Source organism: Streptomyces sp. NPDC091376, assembly GCF_044757085.1.
Classification (GTDB): Bacteria; Actinomycetota; Actinomycetes; order Streptomycetales; family Streptomycetaceae; genus Streptomyces; species Streptomyces pratisoli.
The window spans coordinates 93,931-119,170 of sequence record NZ_JBIVUF010000012.1 but is presented as its reverse complement, the minus strand read 5'-3'; the positions used below and the strand labels follow the sequence as shown (position 1 = coordinate 119,170).

General features: G+C 72.4%; 23 protein-coding genes. 10 read left to right on the top strand and 13 right to left on the bottom strand.

Annotation, left to right across the window (positions count from 1 at the left end):
- Nucleotides 1-117: 117 nt before the first annotated feature.
- The 5 genes from hutH to ACIQMR_RS25105 all read right to left on the bottom strand — a co-directional run bounded on the left by hutH (nt 118) and on the right by ACIQMR_RS25105 (nt 5,945).
- Nucleotides 118-1,659, bottom strand: a complete 1,542-nt coding sequence (gene hutH, locus ACIQMR_RS25125) for a histidine ammonia-lyase (RefSeq protein WP_401391692.1) — start codon at nt 1,657-1,659, stop codon at nt 118-120.
- 75 nt (nt 1,660-1,734) lie between these two features.
- Entirely contained in the window at nt 1,735-2,868 is a 1,134-nt protein-coding gene (locus ACIQMR_RS25120) for a diguanylate cyclase domain-containing protein (RefSeq protein WP_401391300.1), read from the bottom strand.
- A 30-nt stretch (nt 2,869-2,898) separates the two neighbouring features.
- On the bottom strand, nt 2,899-3,693 hold the full coding sequence (locus ACIQMR_RS25115; protein WP_401391297.1) for an enoyl-CoA hydratase/isomerase family protein: 795 nt from the start codon (nt 3,691-3,693) through the stop codon (nt 2,899-2,901).
- 40 nt (nt 3,694-3,733) lie between these two features.
- Nucleotides 3,734-4,933 (bottom strand): adenylate/guanylate cyclase domain-containing protein, encoded by a 1,200-nt coding sequence (locus ACIQMR_RS25110; protein ID WP_358670166.1) that lies wholly within the window; start codon nt 4,931-4,933, stop codon nt 3,734-3,736.
- Between the two features lie 148 nt (nt 4,934-5,081).
- A complete protein-coding gene (locus ACIQMR_RS25105; RefSeq protein ID WP_401391293.1) occupies nt 5,082-5,945 on the bottom strand; it encodes a biotin--[acetyl-CoA-carboxylase] ligase in 864 nt (287 codons plus the stop codon).
- Nucleotides 5,946-6,143: 198 nt separating this feature from the next.
- On the opposite strand from ACIQMR_RS25105, the gene ACIQMR_RS25100 reads away from it, so the two are divergent.
- From ACIQMR_RS25100 to ACIQMR_RS25085, 4 genes are all read left to right on the top strand, one after another.
- Complete coding sequence (locus tag ACIQMR_RS25100; RefSeq protein ID WP_401391287.1) at nt 6,144-7,745, top strand: acyl-CoA carboxylase subunit beta; 1,602 nt, start codon at nt 6,144-6,146, stop codon at nt 7,743-7,745.
- A gap of 25 nt (nt 7,746-7,770) precedes the next feature.
- Nucleotides 7,771-7,977: an acyl-CoA carboxylase epsilon subunit gene (locus tag ACIQMR_RS25095; protein WP_401391284.1), complete on the top strand. Its 207-nt coding sequence runs from the start codon at nt 7,771-7,773 to the stop codon at nt 7,975-7,977.
- 74 nt (nt 7,978-8,051) lie between these two features.
- Nucleotides 8,052-8,180 carry a morphogenic membrane protein MmpB gene (gene mmpB / locus ACIQMR_RS25090; protein ID WP_401391281.1) on the top strand — a complete coding sequence of 43 codons (129 nt, stop codon included), beginning with the start codon at nt 8,052-8,054 and terminating at the stop codon, nt 8,178-8,180.
- A gap of 154 nt (nt 8,181-8,334) precedes the next feature.
- Entirely contained in the window at nt 8,335-8,949 is a 615-nt protein-coding gene (locus ACIQMR_RS25085) for a nucleoside triphosphate pyrophosphatase (protein WP_401391278.1), read from the top strand.
- A gap of 39 nt (nt 8,950-8,988) precedes the next feature.
- On the opposite strand, the gene ACIQMR_RS25080 is transcribed toward ACIQMR_RS25085, so the two are convergent.
- Nucleotides 8,989-9,435, bottom strand: coding sequence for a hypothetical protein (locus ACIQMR_RS25080; RefSeq protein ID WP_401391689.1), 447 nt, complete (start codon nt 9,433-9,435; stop codon nt 8,989-8,991).
- A gap of 474 nt (nt 9,436-9,909) precedes the next feature.
- Here ACIQMR_RS25080 and ACIQMR_RS25075 point away from each other — a divergent pair, with 474 nt between their 5' ends.
- Nucleotides 9,910-11,664 carry an acetyl/propionyl/methylcrotonyl-CoA carboxylase subunit alpha gene (locus ACIQMR_RS25075; RefSeq protein WP_401391275.1) on the top strand — a complete coding sequence of 585 codons (1,755 nt, stop codon included), beginning with the start codon at nt 9,910-9,912 and terminating at the stop codon, nt 11,662-11,664.
- Between the two features lie 82 nt (nt 11,665-11,746).
- Entirely contained in the window at nt 11,747-12,343 is a 597-nt protein-coding gene (locus ACIQMR_RS25070) for a TetR/AcrR family transcriptional regulator (RefSeq protein ID WP_266382051.1), read from the top strand.
- 71 nt (nt 12,344-12,414) lie between these two features.
- On the opposite strand, the gene ACIQMR_RS25065 is transcribed toward ACIQMR_RS25070, so the two are convergent.
- On the bottom strand, nt 12,415-13,335 hold the full coding sequence (locus tag ACIQMR_RS25065) for a DeoR/GlpR family DNA-binding transcription regulator (protein WP_266382048.1): 921 nt from the start codon (nt 13,333-13,335) through the stop codon (nt 12,415-12,417).
- A 154-nt stretch (nt 13,336-13,489) separates the two neighbouring features.
- Complete coding sequence (locus ACIQMR_RS25060; protein WP_266384390.1) at nt 13,490-14,929, bottom strand: NAD(P)H-quinone dehydrogenase; 1,440 nt, start codon at nt 14,927-14,929, stop codon at nt 13,490-13,492.
- Nucleotides 14,930-15,120: 191 nt separating this feature from the next.
- Here ACIQMR_RS25060 and ACIQMR_RS25055 point away from each other — a divergent pair, with 191 nt between their 5' ends.
- The 4 genes from ACIQMR_RS25055 (at nt 15,121) to ACIQMR_RS25040 (ending at nt 19,660) form a co-directional block, all read left to right on the top strand.
- Nucleotides 15,121-15,558: a gamma-glutamylcyclotransferase gene (locus ACIQMR_RS25055; RefSeq protein WP_266382045.1), complete on the top strand. Its 438-nt coding sequence runs from the start codon at nt 15,121-15,123 to the stop codon at nt 15,556-15,558.
- Between the two features lie 131 nt (nt 15,559-15,689).
- A complete protein-coding gene (locus tag ACIQMR_RS25050; RefSeq protein WP_401391269.1) occupies nt 15,690-16,499 on the top strand; it encodes a purine-nucleoside phosphorylase in 810 nt (269 codons plus the stop codon).
- Between the two features lie 139 nt (nt 16,500-16,638).
- Entirely contained in the window at nt 16,639-18,288 is a 1,650-nt protein-coding gene (locus tag ACIQMR_RS25045) for a phospho-sugar mutase (RefSeq protein ID WP_401391267.1), read from the top strand.
- Between the two features lie 175 nt (nt 18,289-18,463).
- Entirely contained in the window at nt 18,464-19,660 is a 1,197-nt protein-coding gene (locus ACIQMR_RS25040) for a mannosyltransferase family protein (protein ID WP_401391264.1), read from the top strand.
- A 70-nt stretch (nt 19,661-19,730) separates the two neighbouring features.
- Here ACIQMR_RS25040 and ACIQMR_RS25035 read toward each other — a convergent pair whose 3' ends face one another.
- From ACIQMR_RS25035 to ACIQMR_RS25015, 5 genes are all read right to left on the bottom strand, one after another.
- Complete coding sequence (locus ACIQMR_RS25035; protein ID WP_401391261.1) at nt 19,731-20,525, bottom strand: hypothetical protein; 795 nt, start codon at nt 20,523-20,525, stop codon at nt 19,731-19,733.
- An 8-nt stretch (nt 20,526-20,533) separates the two neighbouring features.
- Nucleotides 20,534-21,367, bottom strand: a complete 834-nt coding sequence (locus ACIQMR_RS25030) for a phosphate ABC transporter ATP-binding protein (protein WP_401391259.1) — start codon at nt 21,365-21,367, stop codon at nt 20,534-20,536.
- Nucleotides 21,368-21,396: 29 nt separating this feature from the next.
- Entirely contained in the window at nt 21,397-22,353 is a 957-nt protein-coding gene (locus ACIQMR_RS25025; protein ID WP_401391256.1) for a sortase, read from the bottom strand.
- Nucleotides 22,354-22,494: 141 nt separating this feature from the next.
- Entirely contained in the window at nt 22,495-23,913 is a 1,419-nt protein-coding gene (locus ACIQMR_RS25020; protein ID WP_401391253.1) for a hypothetical protein, read from the bottom strand.
- Between the two features lie 224 nt (nt 23,914-24,137).
- Nucleotides 24,138-25,115, bottom strand: a complete 978-nt coding sequence (locus ACIQMR_RS25015) for a hypothetical protein (protein ID WP_401391250.1) — start codon at nt 25,113-25,115, stop codon at nt 24,138-24,140.
- Between the last annotated feature and the right edge of the window lie 125 nt (nt 25,116-25,240).

The following is a 25,240-nucleotide window of genomic DNA, read 5'->3' as shown; positions in this document are numbered from 1 at the left end:
GCCGGGCACGGACGCGAGGCGCACGCCTGAGGCGCACGCCTGGGACGGAAGGACCTCCCCGCACCGGGGAGGCCCTTCCTGCCGTCTCGGCGGCCGGGCTGCGGCCGGGGCCGCCCCCTAGGCCAGCGGGCCGGTCACGGGTTCCACTGCCGCGACGAGCCGTCCGTCGCGGACGAACGTCTCGGCGGCTGCCAGGTCCGGGGCGAGGAAGCGGTCCGGGCCCGGGCCGTCCACGCCCGCCGCGCGCAGCGCCACGATGGCCGCCTTCGACGCGGGCGCCGGGGTCAGACCGCGGCGCATCTCGATCGCCCGGGTCGCCGCGTACAGCTCCACGGCGATGATCCGGGCCAGGTTGTCGACGGCGGTGCGCAGCTTGCGGGCGGCCGACCAGCCCATGGAGACGTGGTCCTCCTGCATGGCGGAGGACGGGATGGAGTCGGCGGAGGCCGGTACGGCGAGCCGCTTCATCTCGCTGACCAGGGCGGCCTGGGTGTACTGGGCGATCATCAGGCCCGAGTCGACGCCCGGGTCGTCGGCGAGGAACGGCGGAAGGCCGTGCGAACGGTTCTTGTCCAGGAGCCGGTCGGTGCGGCGCTCGGCGATGGAGCCGAGGTCGGCGGCGGCGATGGCGAGGAAGTCGAGGACGTACGCGACGGGGGCGCCGTGGAAGTTGCCGTTGGACTCGACACGGCCGTCGGGCAGGACGACCGGGTTGTCCACGGCGGCGGCCAGCTCGCGGTCGGCGACCAGAGCGGCGTGCGCGAGGGTGTCGCGGCCGGCCCCGGCGACCTGGGGTGCGCAGCGCACCGAGTAGGCGTCCTGGACGCGGGGCGCCTCCTCCTCCTGGAAGTGGCCGACGAGCTCGGAGCCCTTGAGCACCGCGCTCATGTTGGCCGCGGCGGCGGCCTGGCCCGGGTGGGGGCGGATGGCGTGCAGCTCGGGCGCGAGGACCCTGTCGGTGCCGAGCAGGGCCTCCAGGGAAAGGGCGGCGGTGATGTCGGCGGAGGTGTAGAGCCGGCGGAGGTCGGCGAGGGCCATGATCAGCATGCCGAGCATGCCGTCGGTGCCGTTGAGGAGGGCGAGGCCCTCCTTCTCGTGCAGCTCGACCGGCTCGATGCCGTAGGCGGCGAGGAGCTCGCCGGCGGGGCGGACGGTGCCGTCGGGGCCTTCGGCGTCCCCCTCGCCCATGAGGGTCAGCGCGCAGTGCGACAGCGGCGCGAGGTCGCCGGAGCAGCCGAGGGAGCCGTACTCGTGCACGACGGGCGTGATGCCGGCGTTGAGGACGTCCGCCATGGTCCGGGCGACCAGGGGGCGCACACCGGTGTGCCCGGACGCCACGGTCTTCAGCCGCAGGAACATCAGCGCGCGGACGACCTCGCGCTCGACGCGCGGGCCCATGCCGGCGGCGTGCGAGCGGACGATGTTGCGCTGCAGCTGGGTGCGCAGGTCGTGACCGATGTGCCGGGTCGCCAGGGCGCCGAACCCGGTCGAGACTCCGTACACCGGCTCGGGCTTCGCGGCCAGCGCGTCCACGATCCCGCGCGCGGCGGCGAGCGCGGAGAGGGCGTCGTCGGAGAGCTCGATGCGGGCGTTGCCGCGGGCGACGGCGATGACGTCTTCGGCGGTGGTCCCGGACGTCCCCACCACGACAGTGTGCATATCCATATTCAGCACCCTACGGATTGAATCCCTCTCTGTCACGGGGTGCCGGCGACCCCGTTCCGGCCCGTACGGTCAGGGCCGTGCGTCGCGGAAGCGGCGGCGGTCCTGGGACGGGCCCGGAGGCGCGTCCGCCAGCGACAGCACCGTGTCGTCGCGACCCGCGACGACCGGCCCCCGCGAGCGCGCCGCCTTCGCCCGGTACTGCGCGGCGTCCGCGAGACGGAAGAGGCGGCGGGCCGAGCGGACCGGCCCGATCGGGTCGCCCGTCGACGCGACCCCGCACGCCACGCCTTCGCCCAGCTTCAACTCACCGGCCCGCTCGCAGAGTTCCTCCGCGACCTTCACCACGTCGTCCGCCGAGGGCCCCACCGTCAGCAGACAGAACTCGTCGCCGCCCAGCCGCGCCGCCAGCGCCCCCGGCAGCATGGCCCCGCACAGCGACAGCACGGAGCCGAAGCGCTCCAGCAGGCGGTCGCCCGTCGCATGGCCGAGCGTGTCGTTGACGCGCTTGAGGCCGTTGAGATCGCAGACCACCAGCGAGAGCACCGAGCCGTCCGCCCGGTGCTGTTCGAGCGCCTCGTCGAGGCGCAGGTCGACCGCCCGCCGGTTCGCGAGCCCGGTCAGCGGGTCCGTGAACGCCAGCCTGCGGACCTCCTCCAGCCGCTCCTGCTGGGCGAGCCCGGCCGCGACCACCTGGGCCAGCACGGTCGCGAAGTCCGCGTCGTCCCGGTCGAAGACGGGCTGCCCGACCGCCCTGGCCACGTACAGCTCGCCCCACGCCCGCCCGTGCAGCACGATCGGCGCGACGACGCAGCAGCCGCGCCCCCGCTGCCGCAGCGCGTCGACCCGCTGATGGCTGTAGCCCTGCTCGCCCTCCGCCGGGCCGTCCGCCGTCTCGACCCATGCGCGGGGCGCGCCACCGCCGGCCCACTGCTCGTGGAGGAACTCCGTGATCTCCGGGAAGCGGTGCACCGGATAGGTCTCGCCGTCCGGGAACTCCTCCTCGTCCGCGGCACGCTCCCCCGCGTTGACGAGCACCTTCAGCCGGCCGCGCTCCCGCTCCCAGACCGAGAGCGCGCCGAAACTCCCGGCCAGCGCGTCGCACGCGCCCACCGCCGCCGCCCGCCACGACTCCCGCGGAGTGTGCGAGGCGGCCATCGACTGTGCGAGCGCCACCACGGCTCGCAGCCGCACATCCTCACCCATTACCCCAGCTTAGGGAGTTTTGTACGGCTTTCACTCGCCGGGCCACTCCGGCTTCCGCTTCTCGTTGAAGGCCGCCACACCTTCGGCCCGGTCACCGGAGAAGGCCACCGACCGCCATGCCGCGTCCTCGACCTCCAGACCGGCCCGCAGGTCCAGCCCCTGGCCGAGCCGCAGGGCCCGCTTCGCGGCCCGCAGCCCGACCGGTGAGTTCGCCGCCATCCGCGCCGCCAGCGCGAGAGCGGCGGTACGGGCGTCCTCGGCCAGCTCGTCCACCAGGCCCAACTCCCGCGCCTCGCCCGCCTCCACCCGCCGCGCGGTGAAGACCAGCTCCGCCGCCCGGGCCGCGCCCACCCGTCGCGGCAGCAGCTGCGTACCGCCGCCGCCCGGGATCACGCCCACCGACACCTCGGGCAGCCCGACGACCGCGGTCGCGTCGGCCACGATCACATCGCAGGCGAGCGCCAGCTCGAACCCGCCACCCAGCGCGAACCCGTGCACCGCGGCGACCGTCGGCATCGGCAGCTCCAGCACCCCGGTGTACGCCGCGCGCGCGGTCGGCCGCTGCCGCACCAGCTCCGCGTCCGTGAAGGAGTTCCGCTCCTTGAGGTCGGCGCCGACACAGAAGGCCCGCTCGTTCGAGGAGGCCAGGACGGTCACCCGGACCGTACGGTCCGCCGCGAGCGCCTCGCAGGCCGTACCGATCGACCGGGCCATGTCCGTGGAGACGGCGTTCATCGCCTTGGGCCGGTCGAGCACCAGCTCGGCGACGTGCCCGCCCTCGTGCCGACGGACGACGACGAACTCCCCGAAGCGCTGCTCGGACATGGGTGCACCCTCCTGGTTAACGGTCGTTACCAGGGGGATCCTAGGTGGGGCGCCTCGTCAACAGCCAGGGCTCGACCACACCCAGTCCACGCACCGGCCGCTGCCACATGGGCTGCAGCGCGAAACGGTACTTCGACGCGGCCGCCGGCTCCTCGCCCTCCTTCTCGGCCGCGGCCGCCGCCTCCGCGGCCTCCGCCTCCGACACGGGTGCGTCGCCTGTACGCGACAGCTCCTCCGCGAACGCCCCGTCCACCAGGACCGCGTCCTTCGGCGCTATCGACGTCAGCCGGCTCGCCAGGTTCACCGTCGTTCCGAACACGTCGCCCATCCGGGTCGTGACCGTCCCGAACGCGATACCGACCCGCAGCGCCGGCATGGAATCGTCGTTCGTCAGCGTCTCGATCAGTCGCAGCGCGATCTCCGCGGCCGTACCGGCGTCGTCCGCCGCGTACAGCACCTCGTCCCCGAGGGTCTTGATCAGCCGGCCGCCGTGCGCGGCGACCAGGTCGGCGCAGGTCGTCTCGAAGGCCTCGACCAGCTCGCCGAGCTCCTCCTCCTCCAGACGGCGGGTGAGCCGGGTGAATCCGACGAGGTCCGCGAAACCGACCGCGAGCCGCCGGTCCACCATCTCCTCGTCGTCCGCGGCCTGCACGACCCGGCCGGTGGCGGCGGCCAGCTGGCGGCGCCACACATAGACGAGGAACTCCTCCAGCTCCGGGAGCAGCAGCTCGACCAGCGGATACGTGACCTCGGTACGGGTCATTCCCGGCTCGGGCGGCTCGGTCAGACCCTCCAGGAAGGAGTCGATCTGCCATTCCGCGAGCCGCGCGGTGGTCTGTCCGGTCGACCGCGCCACCTGCACCGCCATCGGCTCGCTCAGCAGCCCCGCCTCCACCAGACCGGCGAGCCGGCGCAGCGCGAGCACATCGGCCTCGGTGAGCGCCTTGGCCTGGCCGATGTCGGCGAAGCCCATGGCCCGCCAGAAGCGGGAGGCCAGGTCCATGGAGACCCCGGCGGTCCTGGCGGCCTGGAACGGCGTGTAGCGCCGGTCGGCGCCGAGGATCAGCTGCTCCAGACGGATGGCGAGCGGGTCCTTGGTCGGCTCGACGGTGTGGTCGACCTCGTGGTGCGGCGTCGGGTGGACGTCCGACGTCTGCTTCCTGCCGGAGCCGGAGGCGCCGCCGCCCGAGGGGCCGTCGCCGGAAGCGCCCGCGCCGGAGGTCGTGTCGTCGACGGTCACCGGCCGCCTCCTGCCCGTTCCGTGCGCACTGCCCTGCCGATCTGTCGTGCCGTGCTGGTCCGCTGGTCCGCGTACGACCGCGGATGCCCGGCGCGGCCTCAACGATACGGCAGGTGTGCCCTGGCTCACGTCCCGGCGGCCCGCCCCGTCAGGGGGTGTCCTGGCCGCCCGGCCGCAGGTGGACGATGTCACCGGCGCCGATGGGGTGATCCTTGCCGTCCGGAGTGGTCACCACCAGTCGTCCGTCGCTGTCGATCGCGACCGCCTCGCCGACCAGCGTCCGGTCGCCCGGCAGCTCGGCACGCACGGTGAGGCCCAGCGTGGAGCAGCCCGCCGCGTACGTCTCCTGGAGCCGTGAGGCGTGCGCGTCGCCGTTGGCCGCGCGCCAGGTCCCGTACCAGTTCTCCAGCGAACGCAGCAGGGCCCGCAGCAGTGGGTCGCGGTCGGTGGAGACGGCGTCGGCGAGGGCGAGGGAGCCCGCCCGGGGCACCGGGAGCTCGTCCTCGCGGAGGGTGACGTTGATGCCGATGCCGATGACGACGCCGTCCTTGCCGACCCGCTCGGCGAGGATGCCGCCGGTCTTGCGCTCCTCGCCGCCGACCTTCACCAGCAGATCGTTCGGCCACTTGAGGGTGAAGTCGGCGCCGGCCGCCCTGGCCAGTCCGGTCGCGGCGGCGACTCCGGTGAGCAACGGCAGCCAGCCCCAGCGGTCCACGGGCACGTCCGGCTTGAGCAGTACGGACAGGAAGAGCCCGGAGCGCGCGGGCGCCGTCCAGCTGCGGTCGAGGCGGCCGCGCCCCGCCGTCTGCTCCTCGGCGACGAGCACGGCCCCCTCGGCGAGCTCACCGGCACGGGCGGCGAGATCGGAATTGGTGGAGCCGGTCGCCTCGACGATGTCGAGCGAGGTCCACAGACCGCCGGGGCGGATCAGCGCGCGGCGCAGCGCGGTGGCGTTCAGCGGCGGACGGTCGAGATCGGACCAGCGGCCGTGGGAGGCGTCGTGAGGCGTCATGCCGCACAGCTTGAACCCTTCGGTCCCCGCCGCGCGAACCACGCGGACGACCGTGTCGGGTCACGTGCGCAAGCACCCCGGGGTGTGGCCAACGCCGCACTGCCGAACCGTATCCGCGCCGATACGCTACGAGTCAGTAGCCAGACCTCTCTTTACCGTAGCCAACACCCCCGTGACCAGGCAGGGAGCCGCATCCCGATGTCCGAGCCGGCAGAGCACCAAGAGATCGACATCCACACCACCGCTGGCAAAATCGCGGATTTCCAGCGCCGTGTCCACGAGGCGACGCACGCGGGCTCCGAGCGCGCGGTCGAGAAACAGCACGCCAAGGGCAAGCTGACGGCCCGTGAACGGATCGAACTCCTCCTCGACGAGGGGTCGTTCGTGGAGCTGGACGAGCTCGCACGACACCGTTCGACCAACTTCGGCCTGGAGAAGACCCGACCGTACGGTGACGGTGTCGTCACCGGCTACGGCACGGTGGACGGCCGGCCGGTGGCCGTGTTCTCGCAGGACTTCACGGTCTTCGGCGGGGCGTTGGGCGAGGTGTTCGGCCAGAAGATCATCAAGGTGATGGACTTCGCGCTGAAGACCGGCTGTCCGGTCATCGGGATCAACGACTCCGGAGGCGCGCGGATCCAGGAGGGCGTCAGCGCCCTGGGCATGTACGGCGAGATCTTCCGCCGGAACACCCATGCCTCCGGCGTGATCCCGCAGATCTCGCTGGTCGTCGGCCCGTGCGCGGGCGGCGCCGTCTACTCCCCCGCGATCACCGACTTCACGGTCATGGTGGACCAGACCTCGCACATGTTCATCACCGGACCCGACGTCATCAAGACGGTCACCGGCGAGGACGTGGGCTTCGAGGAACTGGGTGGCGCCCGTACGCACAACACCACGTCCGGTGTCGCGCACCACATGGCCGGCGACGAGAAGGACGCGATCGAGTACGTCAAGTCGCTGCTGTCGTACCTTCCGTCGAACAACCTGTCCGAGCCGCCGGCCTTCCCGGAGGACATCTCGCTGGACCTCACCCCCGAGGACCAGGAGCTGGACACGCTGATGCCGGACAGCGCCAACCAGCCGTACGACATGCACACGATCATCGAGCATGTGCTGGACGACGGTGAATTCCTGGAGACCCAGGCGATGTTCGCGCCGAACATCGTCACCGGCTTCGGCCGGGTCGAGGGCTTCCCGGTCGGTATCGTCGCCAACCAGCCCATGCAGTTCGCGGGCTGTCTCGACATCGACGCCAGCGAGAAGGCCGCGCGCTTCGTGCGCACCTGCGACGCGTTCAACATCCCGGTGCTCACGTTCGTGGACGTGCCCGGCTTCCTGCCGGGTGTGGACCAGGAGTACGGCGGCATCATCCGCCGCGGCGCCAAGCTGATCTACGCCTACGCCGAGGCGACCGTCCCGCTGATCACCGTCATCACGCGCAAGGCGTTCGGCGGCGCGTACGACGTCATGGGCTCCAAGCACCTGGGCGCGGACCTGAACCTCGCGTGGCCGACGGCGCAGATCGCGGTCATGGGCGCGCAGGGCGCGGTGAACATCCTGCACCGCCGCACGATCGCGGCCGCCGGGGACGCGGAGGCCCAGGAGACGATCCGCGCCGAGCTGATCGCGGACTACGAGGACGCCCTCCTCAACCCCTACACCGCGGCCGAGCGCGGCTACATCGACGCCGTGATCATGCCGTCGGAGACCCGCGCGCAGGTGGTCAAGGGACTGCGTCAGCTGCGGACGAAGCGGGAAAACCTTCCCCCGAAGAAGCACGGCAACATCCCCCTGTAGATCCCCGAGACCGCGAGGAGCCGCGATGATCAAGGTCGTACGGGGAAACCCGACCCCGGAGGAGCTGGCCGCCGCCCTGGCGGTGGTCCAGGCGCGCGCCGCGGCGACGGCCTCGGCCACCTCCGGCGCGCCGCAACCGCCCGAGGAGTGGTCGGATCCCGCCCGGATCGCGCGGGCCCGGGCCCTGCGGCCGGGCCCCCGGGCCTGGACGCGCACGTTCTGGCCGGGCTGACTGGTCCATCGGCACCGGGCGCCTGAGTACGCGTACTCAGGCGCCCGGGCCGTCCCGCCAGCACGATCGGAAGCATGCTGTGGTCCGACCCGGAGAACGAACCCCCACAGGAGATGCGCGACATGCAGGCGATGCTGCGCCGCGCGGGAATCCTGCTGGCCCTCGCCATGATCGTCGCGATGTTCGTGGTGGGCCTGCACTGACCGCGCCGGGCCGCGGGCGGCGTGCCGTGCCGTGCCGCGAAGCCGGCGCCACCCGGCCCCGCGCCCACGCCGGCCGCCCGCACCAGGACCACGCCCCGGGGCGGACATCGCGTATCCCCGGTCCGCGTCCACGGGGTCGTACACGGCGCCTACGATGGCCCGCATGAGTGATCAGCGCCGTCGTGTCGTGCTCGCCTCCGCCTCGCCCGCCCGGCTCAATCTGCTCCGGGACGCCGGGCTCGCGCCCGAGGTGATCGTCAGTGGTGTCGACGAGGACGCTCTGACCGCACCCGATCCGGGCACGCTCGCGCTGGTCCTCGCCGAGGCGAAGGCCACCGCGGTGGCCGGGCGGCCCGAAGCCGCCGGCGCCCTCGTCATCGGCTGCGACTCCGTCCTCGAACTCGATGGTGAGGCCTTCGGCAAGCCCGCCGACGCGGAGGAGGCCACCGCACGCTGGAAGTCCATGCGCGGCCGCGCCGGCATCCTGCAGACCGGCCACTGCGTCATCGACACCGTCTCCGGCCGCCGCGTCTCCGCGACCGCCTCCACCACGGTCCGCTTCGGCGAGCCGACGGACGCCGAGATCGCCGCGTACGTCGCCAGCGGCGAACCGCTGCACGTGGCGGGCGCGTTCACGCTGGACGGCCGCTCGGCGCCGTTCGTGGACGCCATCGAGGGCAGCCACGGCAATGTCATCGGGCTGTCGCTGCCGCTGCTCCGGCGACTGCTGGGCGAGCTGGGGACCGGGATCACGGACCTCTGGGTCTGACACGGGCCCGACACCGGCGGGCGCCGTGCCCGGGAGCCCTCAGGCGGTGGCTGCGCCGTCGCTGACCACGGGGCCGCCGTCCTCGCTCTTCTCCGCGCCCGGCGTGCCGTACGCCACGAGCGACAGCACGACCAGTCCCAGCACCACCATCAGGAACGCGAAGGCGTGCCAGCCGACCAGGCCCACGGTCAGCGCACCCAGGACACCGTGCACGACCGCGCAGCTGACCAGCAGGATGCGGCCGAAGCGGCCGGGCGCACGGTCACGGATGCCCGCCACGAGAAGGACCGTCCCGCAGGCGGCGAGGAAGACGCCGAACACCCCGCCCATCACCCACGTGCCCATGGCCATGGCTTCGGGGTCGAGGCCGTCCAGGGACATGTTCTGCTTGCCCACGAAGGTGGCGAGAACGCCGTTGATCACCACGATGCCCACGGCTTCCAGGTAGAGCACGATCGCGGCCACCACGGCCACCGGTCTGCGCACCACGGCGCCCACCCCTTTGGTTCACAGCTTCTGTTACCAGCAGTACGAACGACACCGCGCACGCTACTAACGGGTAAACCCGTGGACAAGGGTCCGGGCACAGGCAAAGAATCATTCGGCCATTCGTAGGGACTCCACAAAGAAACGCGTGGCGCCGCTGGCCGCCCGAGCAGAGACCTTGACCACATCGGACGGCTACGCTGCTCAGGAGGAACCCGGCGTACCGTGGTGCGACAAGGGCTTTCGCGATACGGATACGCCTCGGATCACCCTCCGTGTGGGCAAGCTCACGACTGGGAACGGGTCGAAAGGCCGTGTCGGTAGTCCCTAAACTCAGCGTGTTTCAGCGAAGTCTTCGGCGCGGTGACCTGCCGAGTGCTCCGGTCCCGGTGCGCCCGGACCGGGGACCGGCCCGCGGCGTAGCCGCACACCGGGGGTGGGATCCCCCGGAATAACAGCAAGGAGGGAGCCATCGTGCGCAAGGTGCTCATCGCCAACCGAGGCGAGATCGCTGTCCGCGTTGCCCGTGCATGCCGGGACGCCGGGATCGCGAGCGTAGCCGTCTACGCCGACCCGGACCGTGACGCTCTGCACGTCCGCGCGGCCGACGAAGCGTTCGCCCTGGGCGGTGACACCCCGGCAGCCAGCTATCTGGACATGGCCAAGGTCCTCCAGGCCGCCGCCGATTCCGGCGCGGACGCCATCCACCCCGGTTACGGCTTCCTCTCCGAGAACGCCGACTTCGCCCAGGCCGTCATCGACGCCGGGCTGACCTGGATCGGCCCCCCGCCGGCCGCGATCCGCGACCTGGGCGACAAGGTGGCCGCCCGTCACATCGCGCAGCGCGCCGGTGCCCCGCTGGTCGCCGGCACCCCCGACCCGGTCTCGGGCGCCGACGAGGTCGTCGCCTTCGCCAAGGAGAACGGGCTGCCGATCGCCATCAAGGCCGCCTTCGGCGGCGGCGGGCGCGGCCTGAAGGTCGCCCGCACGCTGGAGGAGGTCCCGGAGCTCTACGATTCGGCGGTGCGCGAGGCCGTCGCCGCGTTCGGTCGCGGCGAGTGCTTCGTCGAGCGGTACCTGGACAAGCCCCGGCACGTGGAGACCCAGTGCCTGGCCGACCAGCACGGCAACGTCGTGGTCGTGTCGACCCGTGACTGCTCGCTGCAGCGCCGGCACCAGAAGCTGGTGGAGGAGGCCCCCGCGCCGTTCCTGACCGAGGCGCAGAACGCCGAGCTGTACCGCGCCTCCAAGGCCATCCTCAAGGAGGCCCACTACGTCGGCGCGGGCACCGTGGAGTTCCTGGTCGGCGTGGACGGCACGATCTCCTTCCTGGAGGTCAACACCCGGCTGCAGGTCGAGCACCCGGTCACCGAAGAGGTCACCGGCATCGACCTGGTGCGGGAGATGTTCCGCATCGCCGACGGCGAGAAGCTCGGGTACGACGACCCGCCGATGCGGGGTCACTCCTTCGAGTTCCGTATCAACGGCGAGGACCCGGGCCGGGGCTTCCTGCCCGCGCCCGGCACCGTGACGTCCTTCGTCCCGCCCACCGGTCCCGGTGTCCGCCTCGACGCGGGCGTGGAGTCCGGCAGCGTCATCGGTCCCGCGTGGGACTCGCTGCTGGCGAAGCTGATCGTCACCGGCGCGACGCGCGAACAGGCGCTGCAGCGTGCGGCGCGGGCGCTGGCTGAGTTCCAGGTGGAGGGCATGGCCACGGCCATCCCCTTCCACCGTGCGGTGGTCGCCGACCCGGCGTTCACCAGCGACCCGTTCCGCGTCCACACCCGCTGGATCGAGACCGAGTTCGTCAACGAGATCCCGGCGTTCGCCGCTCCGGCCGACGCCGAGGTGGAGGACGAGCCGGGCCGCGAGACGGTCGTGGTCGAGGTCGGCGGCAAGCGCCTGGAGGTCTCGCTCCCCTCGTCGCTCGGCATGACCCTGGCGCGTACGGCCGCGGCCGGCGGTGCCAAGCCGAAGCGCCGCGCGGCGAAGAAGTCCGGGCCCGCCGCCTCCGGCGACACGCTGGCCTCCCCGATGCAGGGCACGATCGTCAAGGTCGCCGTCGAGGAGGGCCAGGCGGTCAAGGAGGGCGACCTCGTCGTCGTCCTGGAGGCCATGAAGATGGAGCAGCCGCTGAACGCGCACCGCTCCGGCACCGTCAAGGGGCTGAACGCCGAGGTGGGCGCCTCGCTCACGTCCGGCGCGGTGATCTGCGAGATCAAGGACTGACGTCAGCCTGACGCGTACGGGGCCCGCCGGAGTCGTCCGGCGGGCCCCGTCGGCGTTGCGCGGCGATGGCATTCTGGGTGCCATGACGACGAGTACGGCAGCTGATCCGGTACCGGGCGGCGCGGCACGGCCGATGCGGGCCGACGCGCGCCGCAACTACGAGCGGCTGCTCGTCGAGGCGCGTGCGGCGTTCGCCGAGCACGGCACGGACGCGTCGCTGGAGGACATCGCACGGCGGGCGGGCGTGGGCATCGGGACGCTGTACCGGCACTTCCCGAACCGGCACGCGCTGATGAACGCGGTCTTCCAGGACGCGCTCGAGTCACTGCTCTCCCGGTCGAGGGAGCTGGCCTCGGCGGAGCAGCCGTGCGCGGCGCTGGTGGAGTGGCTGCGTGCCGTCGTCACTCATGCGGGTGAGTATCGCGGCGTCGCACGCGCGCTCATGTCCGCCTCGCACGATGCGAGTTCGGCCCTCTCCCAGTGCAGTGTCCCCCTGCGCGAGGCGGGTGCCCGTCTCCTCGCCCGCGCGCAGCAGGCGGGCACGGTCCGCACCGACGTCTCCGTCGCCGACCTGATGCAGCTGACCAACGCCATCGCGCTGGCCGCGGAGCAGGCCCCCACGGACCCGGAACTCGCCGATCGCCTGCTGACCCTGACCCTTCGGGGCCTGAAGCCGTAACCCGCGCCGTACGGGCTCACGCCAGGCCCGCGAGGGACACCCCGCAGGGGCGTCCCCGTCGGGCGGCGGGGTCAGCGGCGGCGGAGGTCGGCCACACGGCGGTCCGGGGCGTCCGTGGAGAGGGACGTCGCCGGGCGGAGGGTCGGCGTGGGGTGCGTGCGCCGCTGGCCCGGGAGGGGGACCTCGCGACGGGCGCGAGGAGTGTCGACCGTGCCGCCCGCCACCGCGACCTGCACGCCCTGGTCGGCGAGCGCCTGCAGCTCCGTCACCGCGCGGTCGTCGTGCGGCGGCGGCTCGTCCGTCACCAGGCGCGTGATCACGTCCGTCGGCACCGTCTGGAACATCGTGTCCGTGCCCAGCTTCGTGTGGTCCGCCAGGACCACGACCTCCGCCGCCGCCTGCACCAGCGCCCGGTCGACGCTCGCGGACAGCATGTTGGACGTGGACAGCCCGCGCTCCGCCGTCAGCCCGCTGCCGGAGAGGAACGCACGGGAGACCCGCAGCCCCTGCAGCGACTGCTCGGCACCGCTGCCGACCAGCGCGTAGTTCGAGCCACGCAGCGTTCCGCCGGTCATGACGACCTCGACCCGGTTGGCGTGCGCCAGCGCCTGAGCGACCAGCAGGGAGTTGGTGACCACGGTCAGCCCCGGGATCCGCGCGAGCCGGCGCGCCAGCTCCTGCGTGGTCGTACCGGCGCCGACCACGATGGCCTCGCCCTCTTCGACCAGGGCCGCGGCGGCGTCGGCGATGGCCGTCTTCTCCGCGGTCGCGAGATGGGATTTCTGCGGGAAGCCGGACTCTCGCGTGAATCCACCCGGCAACACCGCACCGCCGTGCCGGCGGTCGAGGAGTCCTTCTGCCTCCAGTGCCCGCACGTCCCGCCGTACGGTCACTTCGGAGGTCTGGACGACGCGGGCGAGCTCACGGAGCGACACGGCACCGTTGGCACGCACCATTTCGAGGATCAATTGACGACGTTCTGCAGCGAACACGAAACTGACAGTAACCCCAGCGGTCTAGGGGTTTCAGCACTTTGCGCCGAATTGGGGAAGTTGCGCACACAGAGGCCCCCGAAGTGGTATAGGCACCCTGCCCGATCGTCCCGGCTTGCCGGGGTTGATCCCCGTCGCGCCGGCCCCGGCTCCGTTACGCCTCGCCCATCGCCTTCCGCGTGTGCAGCTGGCGGGCGACCTCCGCGATCGAGCCCGACAGCGACGGGTACACGGTGAACGCGTTTGCGATCTGTTCCACCGTCAGGTTGTTGTCGACCGCGATCGAGATGGGATGGATCAGTTCCGAAGCGCGCGGCGACACGACCACTCCGCCGACCACGATGCCCGTGCCCGGACGGCAGAAGATCTTCACGAAGCCGTCCCGGATGCCCTGCATCTTGGCGCGCGGGTTGCGCAGCAGCGGCAGCTTGACGACGCGGGCGTCGATGACGCCGCCGTCGACGTCCGCCTGCGAGTAACCGACGGTCGCGATCTCCGGGTCGGTGAAGACGTTCGAGGAGACCGCCTTCAGGTTCAGCGGGGCCACCGCGTCGCCGAGGAAGTGGTACATGGCGATACGTCCCTGCATCGCCGCCACCGACGCCAGCGCGAAGATCCCGGTGACGTCACCTGCCGCGTACACACCCGGCGCGGTCGTGCGCGAGACCTTGTCCGTCCAGATGTGCCCGGACTCGGTGAGCTTGACCCCGGCCTCGTCCAGGCCCATGCCCGCGGAGTTCGGGATGGCGCCGACGGCCATCAGACAGTGCGTGCCCGAGATGACCCGGCCGTCGGCGAGGGTCACCTCGACCCGGTCGCCGACCCGCTTGGCGGACTGGGCGCGGGAGCGGGCCATGACGTTCATCCCGCGGCGCCGGAAGACGTCCTCCAGGACGGCGGCGGCGTCCGGGTCCTCACCGGGCAGCACCCGGTCGCGGGAGGAGACGAGCGTGACCCGGGAGCCGAGCGCCTGGTAGGCGCCGGCGAACTCGGCGCCGGTGACACCCGAACCGACCACGATCAGCTCTTCGGGCAGCTCGGTCAGGTCGTAGACCTGGGTCCAGTTGAGGATCCGCTCGCCGTCGGGCTGCGCGTCCGGGATCTCGCGGGGGTGACCGCCGGTCGCGATCAGCACGGCGTCGGCCGTGAGCGTCTCCTCGCTGCCGTCCGCGGCGGTGACGACCACCTTGCGGGAGCCGTCCATGGCCTGCATGCCCTGGAGCCGGCCCCGGCCGCGCATGACGCGGGCGCCGGCACGGGTGACGGAGGCGGTGATGTCGTGGGACTGGGCGAGCGCGAGCCGCTTCACCCGCCGGTTGACCTTGCCGAGGTCGACGCCGACGATCCGGGCCGCCTGCTCGATGTGCGGGGTGTCGTCCGCGACGATGATGCCGAGCTCCTCGTGCGAGGAGTCGAAGTTCGTCATCACCTCGGCGGTGGCGATCAGGGTCTTCGACGGCACGCAGTCGGTGAGGACGGATGCCCCGCCGAGGCCGTCGCAGTCGACGACGGTCACCTCCGCGCCGAGCTGGGCGCCCACCAGGGCCGCCTCGTATCCGCCGGGTCCGCCACCGATGATCACGATCCGGGTCACTGGGGTCACGCCTCGCGCTCTCGCTCGCTCTGCCGGGGGTCGGTCCCACCCATTGTCCCGCACGCTTCAAGGTGCTTCGCGCCGGGGCCTCGGTACCGGCCGGGATCCCGGCCCCGCGGACGCGCCCCCCCGACAGAGGCCCGTCCGTCGGGACGGGCGGTCACGGCTCCCCCTCCCGTACCCTCGATCCCATGTCGCTCTACGCCGCGTACGCCGGCAACCTCGACGCGCGGCTCATGACCCGCCGCGCACCGCACTCGCCGCTGCGCGGCACGGGCTGGCTCAACGGCTGGCGGCTGACGTTCGGCGGCGAGCAGATGGGCTGGGAAGGCGCGCTGGCCACGATCGTGGAGGCCCCGCGCTCGCAGGTCTTCGTCGCGTTGTACGACGTCGCTCCCCTGGACGAGGACTCGCTGGACCGCTGGGAGGGTGTCGGGCTCGACATCTACCGGCGCATGCGGGTGCGGGTGCACACACTGGACGGCGAGGAACCCGCCTGGGTGTATGTGCTGAACGGATACGAGGGCGGGCTGCCCTCCGCCCGCTATCTCGGCGAGATCGCGGACGCCGCCGAGTCCGCCGGCGCACCGCACGACTACGTGATGGAGCTGCGCAAGCGTCCCTGCTGAGCGACGGCTCTCTCGTACGCACGGCCGGGTCCGGTCCGCGCGTCCCCTTGTACGTTCCCACGAGGAAACGTTCACAGAGTCGTGAGCATCCTCATCTACGCGCGTAGGGCTTCTCGGGCTACCCTTTTCCCGTGAACGTTTCAGTTACCCCGGACCCCCACGCCGCCGCCGACGCCGCGGCCGCGCGCCTGCGAGAGCTGACCGGCGCCGAGACCCATGACGTCGCCTTGGTGATGGGCTCGGGCTGGGCGCCCGCCGTCGACGCGCTCGGCGCCCCCGAAGCCGAGTTCCCGGTCACCGAGCTGCCCGGCTTCCCGCCGCCGGCGGTCGAGGGCCACGGCGGCAAGATCCGCTCGTACAAGATCGGTGAGAAGCGCGCGCTCGTCTTCCTCGGCCGTACGCACTACTACGAGGGCCGCGGCGTCGCCGCCGTGGCGCACGGAGTGCGCACCGCCGTCGCCTCGGGCTGCAAGACCATCGTGCTGACCAACGGCTGCGGCGGCCTGCGCGAGGGCATGCGGCCCGGCCAGCCGGTCCTCATCAGCGACCACATCAACCTGACCGCCGCCTCCCCCATCATCGGCGCGAACTTCGTGGACCTGACCGATCTGTACTCGCCCCGGCTGCGGGCGCTGTGCAAGGAGGTGGACGCGACGCTGGAGGAGGGCGTCTACGTCCAGTTCCCCGGCCCGCACTACGAGACCCCGGCCGAGATCAACATGGTCCGCGTCATGGGCGGCGACCTGGTCGGCATGTCCACGGTGCTGGAGGCGATCGCGGCCCGCGAGGCCGGCGCCGAGGTGCTGGGCATCTCGCTCGTCACCAACCTGGCGGCGGGGCTGTCGGGCGAGCCGCTGAACCACGAAGAGGTCCTGCAGGCCGGGCGTGACTCGGCCGCGCGGATGGGCGAGCTGCTGACCCGGGTGCTGGCCCGCATCTGACGGGCCCCGCCCCGGTGCCCGCGCGGTGCCGGGGCCGCTTCGCCGCCCGGCGGCGACCCCGCCCGCGGCGGGTGGACGTGGCCGAGCAGGGGCGCGTGGACGCTCACTGCGACAACGACATTCAGAGAGGCACATCACCGTGGCGCAGGACCTGATCGCGCAGGCCCGGGCTTGGCTGGCCGAGGACCCCGACGCGGAGACCCGGGACGAGCTGGGCAAGCTCATCGAGGCGCGGGACACGGCGGAGCTGGGCGCCCGGTTCGCCGGGACGCTGCAGTTCGGGACCGCCGGGCTGCGTGGCGAGCTCGGAGCCGGGCCCATGCGGATGAACCGGTCGGTCGTCATCCGCGCGGCCGCGGGGCTGGCCGCGTACCTCAAGGCCCAGGGCCACGGCGACGGCCTCGTCGTCATCGGATACGACGCCCGTCACAAGTCCGCGGACTTCGCCCGCGACACCGCCGCCGTGATGGTGGGCGCCGGACTGCGCGCCGCACTGCTGCCGCACCCGCTGCCGACGCCCGTGCTCGCGTTCGCGATCAGGCATCTGGGCGCCGTCGCCGGTGTCGAGGTCACGGCGAGTCACAACCCGCCGCGCGACAACGGCTACAAGGTCTACCTCGGTGACGGCTCCCAGATCGTGCCCCCGGCCGACGGCGGGATCGCGGCGCGGATCGACGCCGTAGGGTCCCTGCACGACGTACCGCGCCCGCGGGACGGCTGGCAGACGCTCGGGGACGAGGTCCTTCAGGCGTATCTGGAGCGGACGGACGCGGTGCTGAGCCCCGGCTCCCCGCGGACGGCCCGCGTCGTCCACACGGCCCTGCACGGCGTCGGCACGGACGTGCTGCTGGCGGCCTGGAAGCGGGCGGGCTTCCCCGCGCCGGTGCTCGTCGAGGAACAGGCCCAGCCCGACCCCGACTTCCCGACGGTCGCCTTCCCCAACCCGGAGGAGCCGGGCGCGATGGACCTGGCGTTCGCCAAGGCGCGCGAGGCCCGTCCGGACATCGTCATCGCCAACGACCCCGACGCGGACCGCTGCGCGGTCGCCGTCCCCGACGACACGGTCGACGGCGGCTGGCGCATGCTCCGCGGCGACGAGGTCGGCGCACTGCTCGCCGCGCACCTGGTGCACAAGGGCGCCCGTGGCACGTTCGCCGAGTCGATCGTGTCGTCGTCGCTGCTGGGGCGGATCGCCGAGGCCGCCGGGCTCGGGTACGAGGAGACCCTGACCGGCTTCAAGTGGATCTCGCGCGTGGACGGCCTGCGGTACGGGTACGAGGAGGCGCTCGGCTACTGCGTCGACCCCGACGGTGTCCGCGACAAGGACGGAATCACCGCCGCGCTGCTCGTCGCCGAACTGGCCTCGGAGCTCAAGGCGCAGGGCCGTACGCTCTCGGACCTGCTGGACGACCTGGCCGTCGCGCACGGTCTGCACGCGACCGACCAGCTGTCGGTGCGGGTGGAGGACCTGGGCGTCATCGCGGACGCGATGCGCCGGCTGCGCGAGCAGCCGCCGGTGCTGCTGGCCGGGCTGCGGGTCGTGTCGGCACAGGACCTGACGCAGGGCAGCGGGCAGCTGCCGCCGACGGACGGTCTGCGCTACCACCTCGACGGCGCGTACACGGCGCGGGTCATCGTCCGGCCGAGCGGCACCGAGCCCAAGCTCAAGTGCTACCTGGAGGTCGTGGTCCCGGTCGCCGGGGCGAGCGGCCTGACGGACGCGCGGGCCCGGGCGACGGAGGTCCTCTCGGCGGTCAAGCGCGATCTGGCGGCCGCCGCCGGCATCTGACGGCTTCGGGGACGGGACGTCCGAAGGCCGCGGGCGCGGCCGTGGCACCCGCGCCCGCGCGGTCTACTTGCGGGTGATTTCCGTACGGCAGTTGACGCAGCGGCCCGTGCCTGCCCCCGCCGAGCGGGCGATGGTGGCCCCGAGCAGTGCCCGTCGAGTCACCGGAGCCACGCCCGTGCCCCCGACCGCAACGCATCACGTCACCGTCCCCGCCTCCCGCCGGCCACCCGCCCCGGGAGGCGGTCCCGTACCGGGCAGGGAGAACCGGCTGCTCCGGGCGCTGAACCGGGCCGCGCCCGCGCTGCTCGGATATGTCGCGGTACGGCTGACCGGGCTTCTCGTCCTCGCCCACTGGTCGCACCTCAAGGGGCAGACGCTGTGGCCGGCGCTGGCCACGTCCTGGGACTCCGAGTGGTATCTGGGGATTGCCGACCACGGCTACGAGCACCGGCTCGGCACCGCGATGGAGTCGAACAACCTGGCCTTCTTCCCGCTGTACCCGGTGCTGGTGAAGGCCGTCGCGGGGGTGACACCGGGCAGCCGTGCCTCGGTGGCCCTGGCCCTCGCGATCGGGTCGTCCCTGGTGGCCGCGTGGGGGATCTTCGCGGTCGGCGAGCGGCTCCACGGGTGGCGTACCGGGACGGTCGCGGCGGTGCTGTGGGGGGCGATGCCCGTCGCGGTCGTCCAGTGGATGGGCTACACCGAGTCGCTGTTCACGGCGTTCGTCGCCTGGGCGCTGTACGCGGTGCTCACCGGCCGCTGGCTGTGGGCGGGCTGGCTCGCGACGCTCGCCGGGCTGACCCGCCCGACGGGCATCGCGATCGCGGCGGCGGTGACGCTGGCCGGTCTGGTGGCACTCGTCCGCACCCGTGAGCTCCGCCCCCTCGCGGGCGCGCTGATCGCCCCGCTGGGCTGGTGCGGATACGTCACGTGGGTGGCGCTGCGGCTCGGGCGGTGGGACGGCTATTTCGCCGTGCAGGAGCGGTGGAAGAACGCGTGGGACGGCGGGCGTCTGACGCTGGAGGAGCTGACGAAGCAGCTCGCCTACCGCCCGCACCCGCAGCTGCTGATGGTGGTGGTCTCCGTCGTCCTGCTGGTGTCCACGGGGTTGTACCTGCTCTGCCTCACCGACCGGCAGCCGCTGGTGCTGCTGGTGTTCACCGGCGTACTGCTGCTGATCGTGCTCGGCAGCGGCGGCGTCTACTTCCCGCGGGCCCGCTTCCTCCTGCCCGCCTTCCCGCTGCTCCTGCCCGTCGCGGCCGGGGTGGCGCGGGCCCGGCGGCCGGTGGCGCTGCTGGTGCTGGGCGGGGCGGTGCTGTCGTCGGCGTGGCTCGGCGGGCATCTGCTGCTGGTGTGGCAGGGACCACCGTGACCGGGAGCAGCTCCGGGGGTCTCCTTCGGACCGCGGGGGCCCTCCCCTCCAGGGCGCCTTCGGAGCACCTTCAGGGCTCGCGAGCGGGCGAGACGCGTTCGAGGTAGCTGAAGCCGGTGTCCGGGCCGAGGCAGCTCTGCAGGGTGATGTCGCCCCAGTAGAGGCCGCTGTTGGAGCCGCCCTGGCCGGGGGTGACGTAGGTGGCGTAGACGCGGTACCTCAGCTCGCCCTTCGGGCCGGTGATCCGCACGTCGGTGCCGACGGGGAGATCCGCGAACAGGTCGAAGCCGCAGAAGTCATGACCGACGATCACCGAGGTGTCCAGCTCGAAGCCGTTCTCCCTGCCCGGCTCGGGCCCGTCGAAGAGGACCGCAGCCCGGCAGGCGTCCACCTCCTGCTGGCCGCCACGGACCAGCGGCCGGGACCAGGCGCCGATGTGCAGGACGGTCTCCTTCGGGTCGTACGCCGGCACCCTCGGCGTACGGGACTCGCGCGCCGAGGGCTTCGCGGTCGACGGCGCGGCGGCCCTCGACGGTCCGGCGGGTCCGGCGGTTCGCGCGGGCGTCGAGGGCTCGGCGACGCGGGACGGCGTACGGCCCTCGGGCCGCGCGCTGCGGGACGGCGCACGGCTCCCGGCCGGCGTCGGGGGCGATGCCGACGCCGCCGGGGGCGCCGATACGGACGCGCCCGGCCGTCCGGAAGGAGCCTGGCGCGGGGCGTCCGGCTCCACGGACCGGCCCCGGCCGGCATCGGCCTGCCGGCGGGCGGGGTCGGGGGCGGGGTCGGGGGCGCACGAGGCGAGCGCCCCCGCGAGGGCGGCGCAGACGACGGCGCGGGCCCAGCGGTGTGTGCCGTGCGGGACCATGTTCCCCCTCAGCCGAAGCGGCCGTTCACGTAGTCCGACGTCCGCTCGTCCTGGGGCGAGTTGAACATGGCCTCCGTGTCGCCGTGCTCGACGATCACGCCCGGGGTGCCCTGCTCGGCGAGGAAGAAGGCGCAGCCGTCCGACACCCGCTGGGCCTGCTGCATGTTGTGGGTGACGATGACGATGGTCACCTCGCTCGACAGCTCGCCGATGGTCTGCTCGATACGGCGCGTCGACGTCGGGTCGAGGGCCGAGCACGGCTCGTCCATCAGCAGCACGCGCGGACGCACCGCCAGCGACCGGGCGATGCACAGCCGCTGCTGCTGGCCGCCGGAGAGCGCGCCGCCGGGCTGGCGCAGCCGGTCCCGCACCTCCTTCCACAGCCCGCCCTTGGTCAGGCACTCCTCGACCAGGCCGTCCCGGTCGGCGCGGGACGCCTTGATGCCGTTCATCTTCAGGCCGGCCAGGACGTTGTCGTAGATCGACATCGCCGGGAAGGGGTTCGGCTTCTGGAAGACCATGCCGATCTCGCGGCGGGCGTGGGTGATACGGCGGCCGCGGTCGTAGATGTCGTCGCCGTCGAGCAGCACCTGTCCGGCCAGCGACGCGGAGCCGATCAGCTCGTGCATCCGGTTGAGGATGCGCAGAAACGTGGACTTGCCGCAGCCGGAGGGGCCGATGAGGGCCGTCACCTTCTGGGCGGGCATGGTCAGCGACACCCGGTCGAGGACCTTGTGGTCGCCGAACCAGGCGGAGATGTCACGGGCTTCGAGCGTGGCGGGACGGCCGCCGCCGACGGCGGGCAGCGTGACGGTGGATGCGAGAGCGTCGGTCGTGGTCATGGTGTGGGCACCTCGGGTCGCGGCGGGGGTCAGAGGAGGTTCGGCAGGAGCCGGGTGAGGGCGCCGGACAGGGCGATGCCCACGGCTCCGAGGACGGGGACACCGACGATCCAGGTCTGCCAGCGGCCCCAGCGTCGAAGGGTCCAGGTCACCGCCGCGGCCACGACGAGCAGGAGCTGGCTCCACAGCAGGACCGGCAGCCAGGCGTCGGGATCGCCTTCGAGCACTTCCTCGGCCCGGCTCATCCCGTCGGGGTCGAGCACACGGGCGGGCCGCGGCTGGAGCTCTGAGGTCAGCTCGGCGTCGACCCGCAGCACCCCTGACGGCGTGTAGGGCGAGCCGGTGGCGGTGACCAGCGTGAGCCGGCCCTGTCCTTCCTTGGCGAACGGGACGGGATCTCCGGCACGGCGCAGGCCGATGACCTTGTAGGTGTGCTTGCCCTGACCGGTCGTCACCTCGATCCGGGCGCCCGCGTCGAGGCGTTCGAGGTCCAGGAAGGGGCTGCCGTAGCCCCACTGGCGGCCCAGGATGACGCTCGTGCCGGCCTGGCCGGGCAGCGCGGTGTCCCGGCTGTGGCCGGGGCCGCCGCTGAGGACCGAGGACGTCGTGCCCTCGAAGACCACCTCGCGCAGTCCGATGGCCGGGACGCGGAGCACGGCGACCGGGGCGCCGGGCGTCAGCAGCTTGCCGTTGATGTCGGTCTGCCCGACAGGGGCGACGCCTTCGGCGAGCTGCTTCCGGAGGTCGGCGTAGCCGATCTGCTGGGCCCTGGCGTGCTGGAGGTGGCCGACCACGGTGAGGTTGGCGACGAAGCCGAGCAGCAGCGCGGCAAGGATCATCAGGGCGGCGCCGGGTACGGCGAACGCCGGGTCGGAGGCGGGGGGTTCGGGCAGGGATCCGGTGGTCTCGTCGGCCGGCGTACCGTCCGTCGGCGGCTTCCACACATCCGCGGCGTCGGTCTCGGGCGGAGACGACAGAACGGTCACGGTGACGCGCTCCTCGCTGTCGGTCGTTCGGTTCTTACGGAGACGGGGCGGGGTCGGGACGGGGTCGCACGGGCTTCGGCAGTGCGGCCGCCGGGCGGCGGGGCATGGACACCCCTGCCGCCCGGCGGGAACGAACGGACCTCAGTCGCCGGCGGGCGGCCCGAACGTGAGCAGCCGGCCCGAGCGGCGCGCCTGGACGACGACCACGGCGCCGGCCGCGATCAGCAGAGCGGCGCCGATCCCGAGCCCGAGCGCCATTCCGCCGGTGGAAGCCAGCGGGCCGGTGTTCTCCTCGCCGCCACCGGAGCCGCCGGCGTCGGCGGCGCCGCCGGAGTCCGTGCCGCCCGAGTCCGTGCCACCGGTGTCCGCGCCGCCGGCGTCACTGCCGCCGGAGTCGGCTCCGGCGGTGGCCGACGGGTCGTCCGACGGGTCGCCGGACGGATCGCCCGAGGGGTCGCCGGACGGATCGCCCGAGGGGTCGCCGGACGGATCGCCGGACGGGTCCTCGGAGGGCGCCTCGCCCACGGTGAAGGCGAAGTCGACCTTGGTGCCGCCCTTGGCGCCCGTGAAGGAGAGCGTGGCGGGCCCGTCGGCAGCGGCGGCGGGAACGGTGAACTCGTAGTCGTTCAGGATGCCCGCGGCGTCGGCGGTCCCCTCGGCCAGCGGGGCCTGACTGCCCGAGAGAGCGGCGCCGACCGTCTCGTCGGGCTGGTAGCCCTTGATGACGAGCTTGATCTTCTGGCCGGCTTCGAGGGTGGCGTTCGGCTCGACGGTGTCGCCGCTCTCGTCGCGGGCCCGCACGGACGGTATGTCGACGAACGCGTAGCCGGCGTTCTCCGACTGGCTCCCGTGGAACTTGGTCGCGTCCGTCGCGGCGAACACCGCGCTCAGCTCCGAGAGCCTCACGGGTGCGGCCGCCGTCAGTTCCAGGGACGCGGTGCCGCCCACCACCGGGACCGGAGAGCCCTGCGAGACTCCCCCGACCTTGAAGCTGACGATGCCCGCGGCGTCGGCCGGGGTGACGGTCGCCGTCAGCGTGTACTTGGCGCCGACGCGCACCTGCTGGGCGGGGCTCATCGCGAGGGTGGTCGACGTCTCCACGGCGGGTACGACGGGCTCCTTCACCCGCCACGTGTCCCCCGTGACCTCGATGTAGAAGCTGAAGTACTTGGTGAGGTCCGTGGCACCGGTCGCCGGCTGGCACAGGACACGCATCTCGTAGTCACCGGAGGGAGTGGCCTCCTGCAGCACCTCCGCGAGCGACTTCGCCGTGCCCGTCGTGGGGATGGGGACGGTGAAGCCGGCCTGGTTGTACGGGGCGTTCTGGGTGATGTTCATGGCCATCCACGAGGCGGCCGTGGCGCCGCGTTTGACCACGCCGACGGCCGCCTTCGCCTGGAAGCCCTCAGGGCAGGGCTCCGACACCGTCACCGACTGGAGCATCGGCTTCGCGGTGATGCTCCCGGTGCTGGGCGTCGCCGTGACCGTCCCGGTCTCCGCCGCGTTGGTCGTGTCCGCCGCGGCGATGACCACCACTCCCGAGGTCAGGAGCAGCGCCATCACCGCCATCATGAGTATGTGCAGTCTTCGTTTCACTTCAGCAGCCCCCAGCAGGTCGAGGATGGTGGGTTACGCGTGGTCCGGCCGATGTGAGGCGGCGTCGTTGGTGATGACCGACTGGTCCGACCGTTGTGGTGCGACGAGCGTCCGTGCGCCGACGCGCCCGGAGCCGGGCACCTGGAAGGTGCCCGGCCGGACGGTCAGTTGTGGTGCGGGGGCAACGGTCAGCTCTCGCCGGTGAACGCGACGGTGCCGCAGTTCGAGAGCGTGCCGAAGCCGTACTGCTGGATGACCGTGCTGTCGCAGGCCTCCGAGCCGGCGCCGACGAACGCGCCGATGATGTTCGCCTCGCCGGTGCGGGCGGTCTCGACGACGTTGTAGACCTCACGCTGGATCGGGAAGGCGGAGTTGAACACACCGCCGACGACCGCGTCCTGACCGTCGACGGACAGCAGCTCGGCGGCCTCACGGCGGTCCGGGACACCCGGCAGGCCGTTGCCCTGGGCGATGTACTGGGCGATCGAGTACGGCATGATGTCGCCCTCGTTGACCAGGGCACCGCCGTCGTGCTCCTGAACCGCCGAGCCGCCGTTGGTGTCCTTCACGCAGGACGGCAGGGTGGTGGCGTTGATGCCCATCTCGGCGGCCCAGTAGGTACGCGTACCCGAACCGGCCTGCGGGATCAGCGGGTTCACCGTGATGCCGTCGACCACGGTGGTCTCGCACTTGTAGATGGACTGCAGCTCGGCCTTGGTGAAGGTGTGGAACAGCAGGCCGCTGTCGTTGCGCACCGCCACGGTCACCGCGTCCTTGGCGAAGCGGTACCACGTCAGGTCGCTGGTCGACGTGTTGTTCGGACCACGGGAGGAGCGGGCGGCGTCGATGCAGTTCACCGCGGGGTCGGCGATGTCGGCGTTCAGCGCGTTGATACCGGCCGAAGAACCGTTCGGACGCGTGACGGTGTCACAGACGCCGACGGCGGCACGGGTGTCGATCGTGGCGCTGCCGATCGCGTCGTAGGAGCCGATCAGGGAACCGGCGCTGCTGAGGCCGTTCATCACGTACTGGGTGGTGTCGGAACCGACGGCGACGACCGGACGGGGGGCGGTCGGGTCGGCCTGCGCCGGGGCGCCGAGGACGGTGGCACCGAGGGCAACGGCGCCGAGGACGACACCAGCACGCTTGGCGGACTTCAGGTTCATCTTTCCTCCGTAATTCGGATGGAATTTCAGGTGAGACACTGCATCGAATCCTGGATTCATTTCCGCACCCAACCCGTCGGCCGGGCAGTCACGAATATTCCAAGGAGGTTTCGTGACCACAACAA

Coding starts and splice junctions, on each gene's coding strand:
- mmpB (WP_401391281.1), top strand. CDS start 8,052: ATGCTGTGGTCCGACCCGGAGAACGAACCCCCACAGGAGATGCGCGAC.
- ACIQMR_RS25120 (WP_401391300.1), bottom strand. CDS start 2,868: ATGGGTGAGGATGTGCGGCTGCGAGCCGTGGTGGCGCTCGCACAGTCG.
- hutH (WP_401391692.1), bottom strand. CDS start 1,659: ATGCACACTGTCGTGGTGGGGACGTCCGGGACCACCGCCGAAGACGTC.
- ACIQMR_RS25115 (WP_401391297.1), bottom strand. CDS start 3,693: ATGTCCGAGCAGCGCTTCGGGGAGTTCGTCGTCGTCCGTCGGCACGAG.
- ACIQMR_RS25020 (WP_401391253.1), bottom strand. CDS start 23,913: ATGGCGCTGCTCCTGACCTCGGGAGTGGTGGTCATCGCCGCGGCGGAC.
- ACIQMR_RS25070 (WP_266382051.1), top strand. CDS start 11,747: ATGACGACGAGTACGGCAGCTGATCCGGTACCGGGCGGCGCGGCACGG.
- ACIQMR_RS25055 (WP_266382045.1), top strand. CDS start 15,121: ATGTCGCTCTACGCCGCGTACGCCGGCAACCTCGACGCGCGGCTCATG.
- ACIQMR_RS25085 (WP_401391278.1), top strand. CDS start 8,335: ATGGCCCGCATGAGTGATCAGCGCCGTCGTGTCGTGCTCGCCTCCGCC.
- ACIQMR_RS25100 (WP_401391287.1), top strand. CDS start 6,144: ATGTCCGAGCCGGCAGAGCACCAAGAGATCGACATCCACACCACCGCT.
- ACIQMR_RS25105 (WP_401391293.1), bottom strand. CDS start 5,945: ATGACGCCTCACGACGCCTCCCACGGCCGCTGGTCCGATCTCGACCGT.
- ACIQMR_RS25095 (WP_401391284.1), top strand. CDS start 7,771: ATGATCAAGGTCGTACGGGGAAACCCGACCCCGGAGGAGCTGGCCGCC.
- ACIQMR_RS25035 (WP_401391261.1), bottom strand. CDS start 20,525: ATGGTCCCGCACGGCACACACCGCTGGGCCCGCGCCGTCGTCTGCGCC.
- ACIQMR_RS25015 (WP_401391250.1), bottom strand. CDS start 25,115: ATGAACCTGAAGTCCGCCAAGCGTGCTGGTGTCGTCCTCGGCGCCGTT.
- ACIQMR_RS25030 (WP_401391259.1), bottom strand. CDS start 21,367: ATGACCACGACCGACGCTCTCGCATCCACCGTCACGCTGCCCGCCGTC.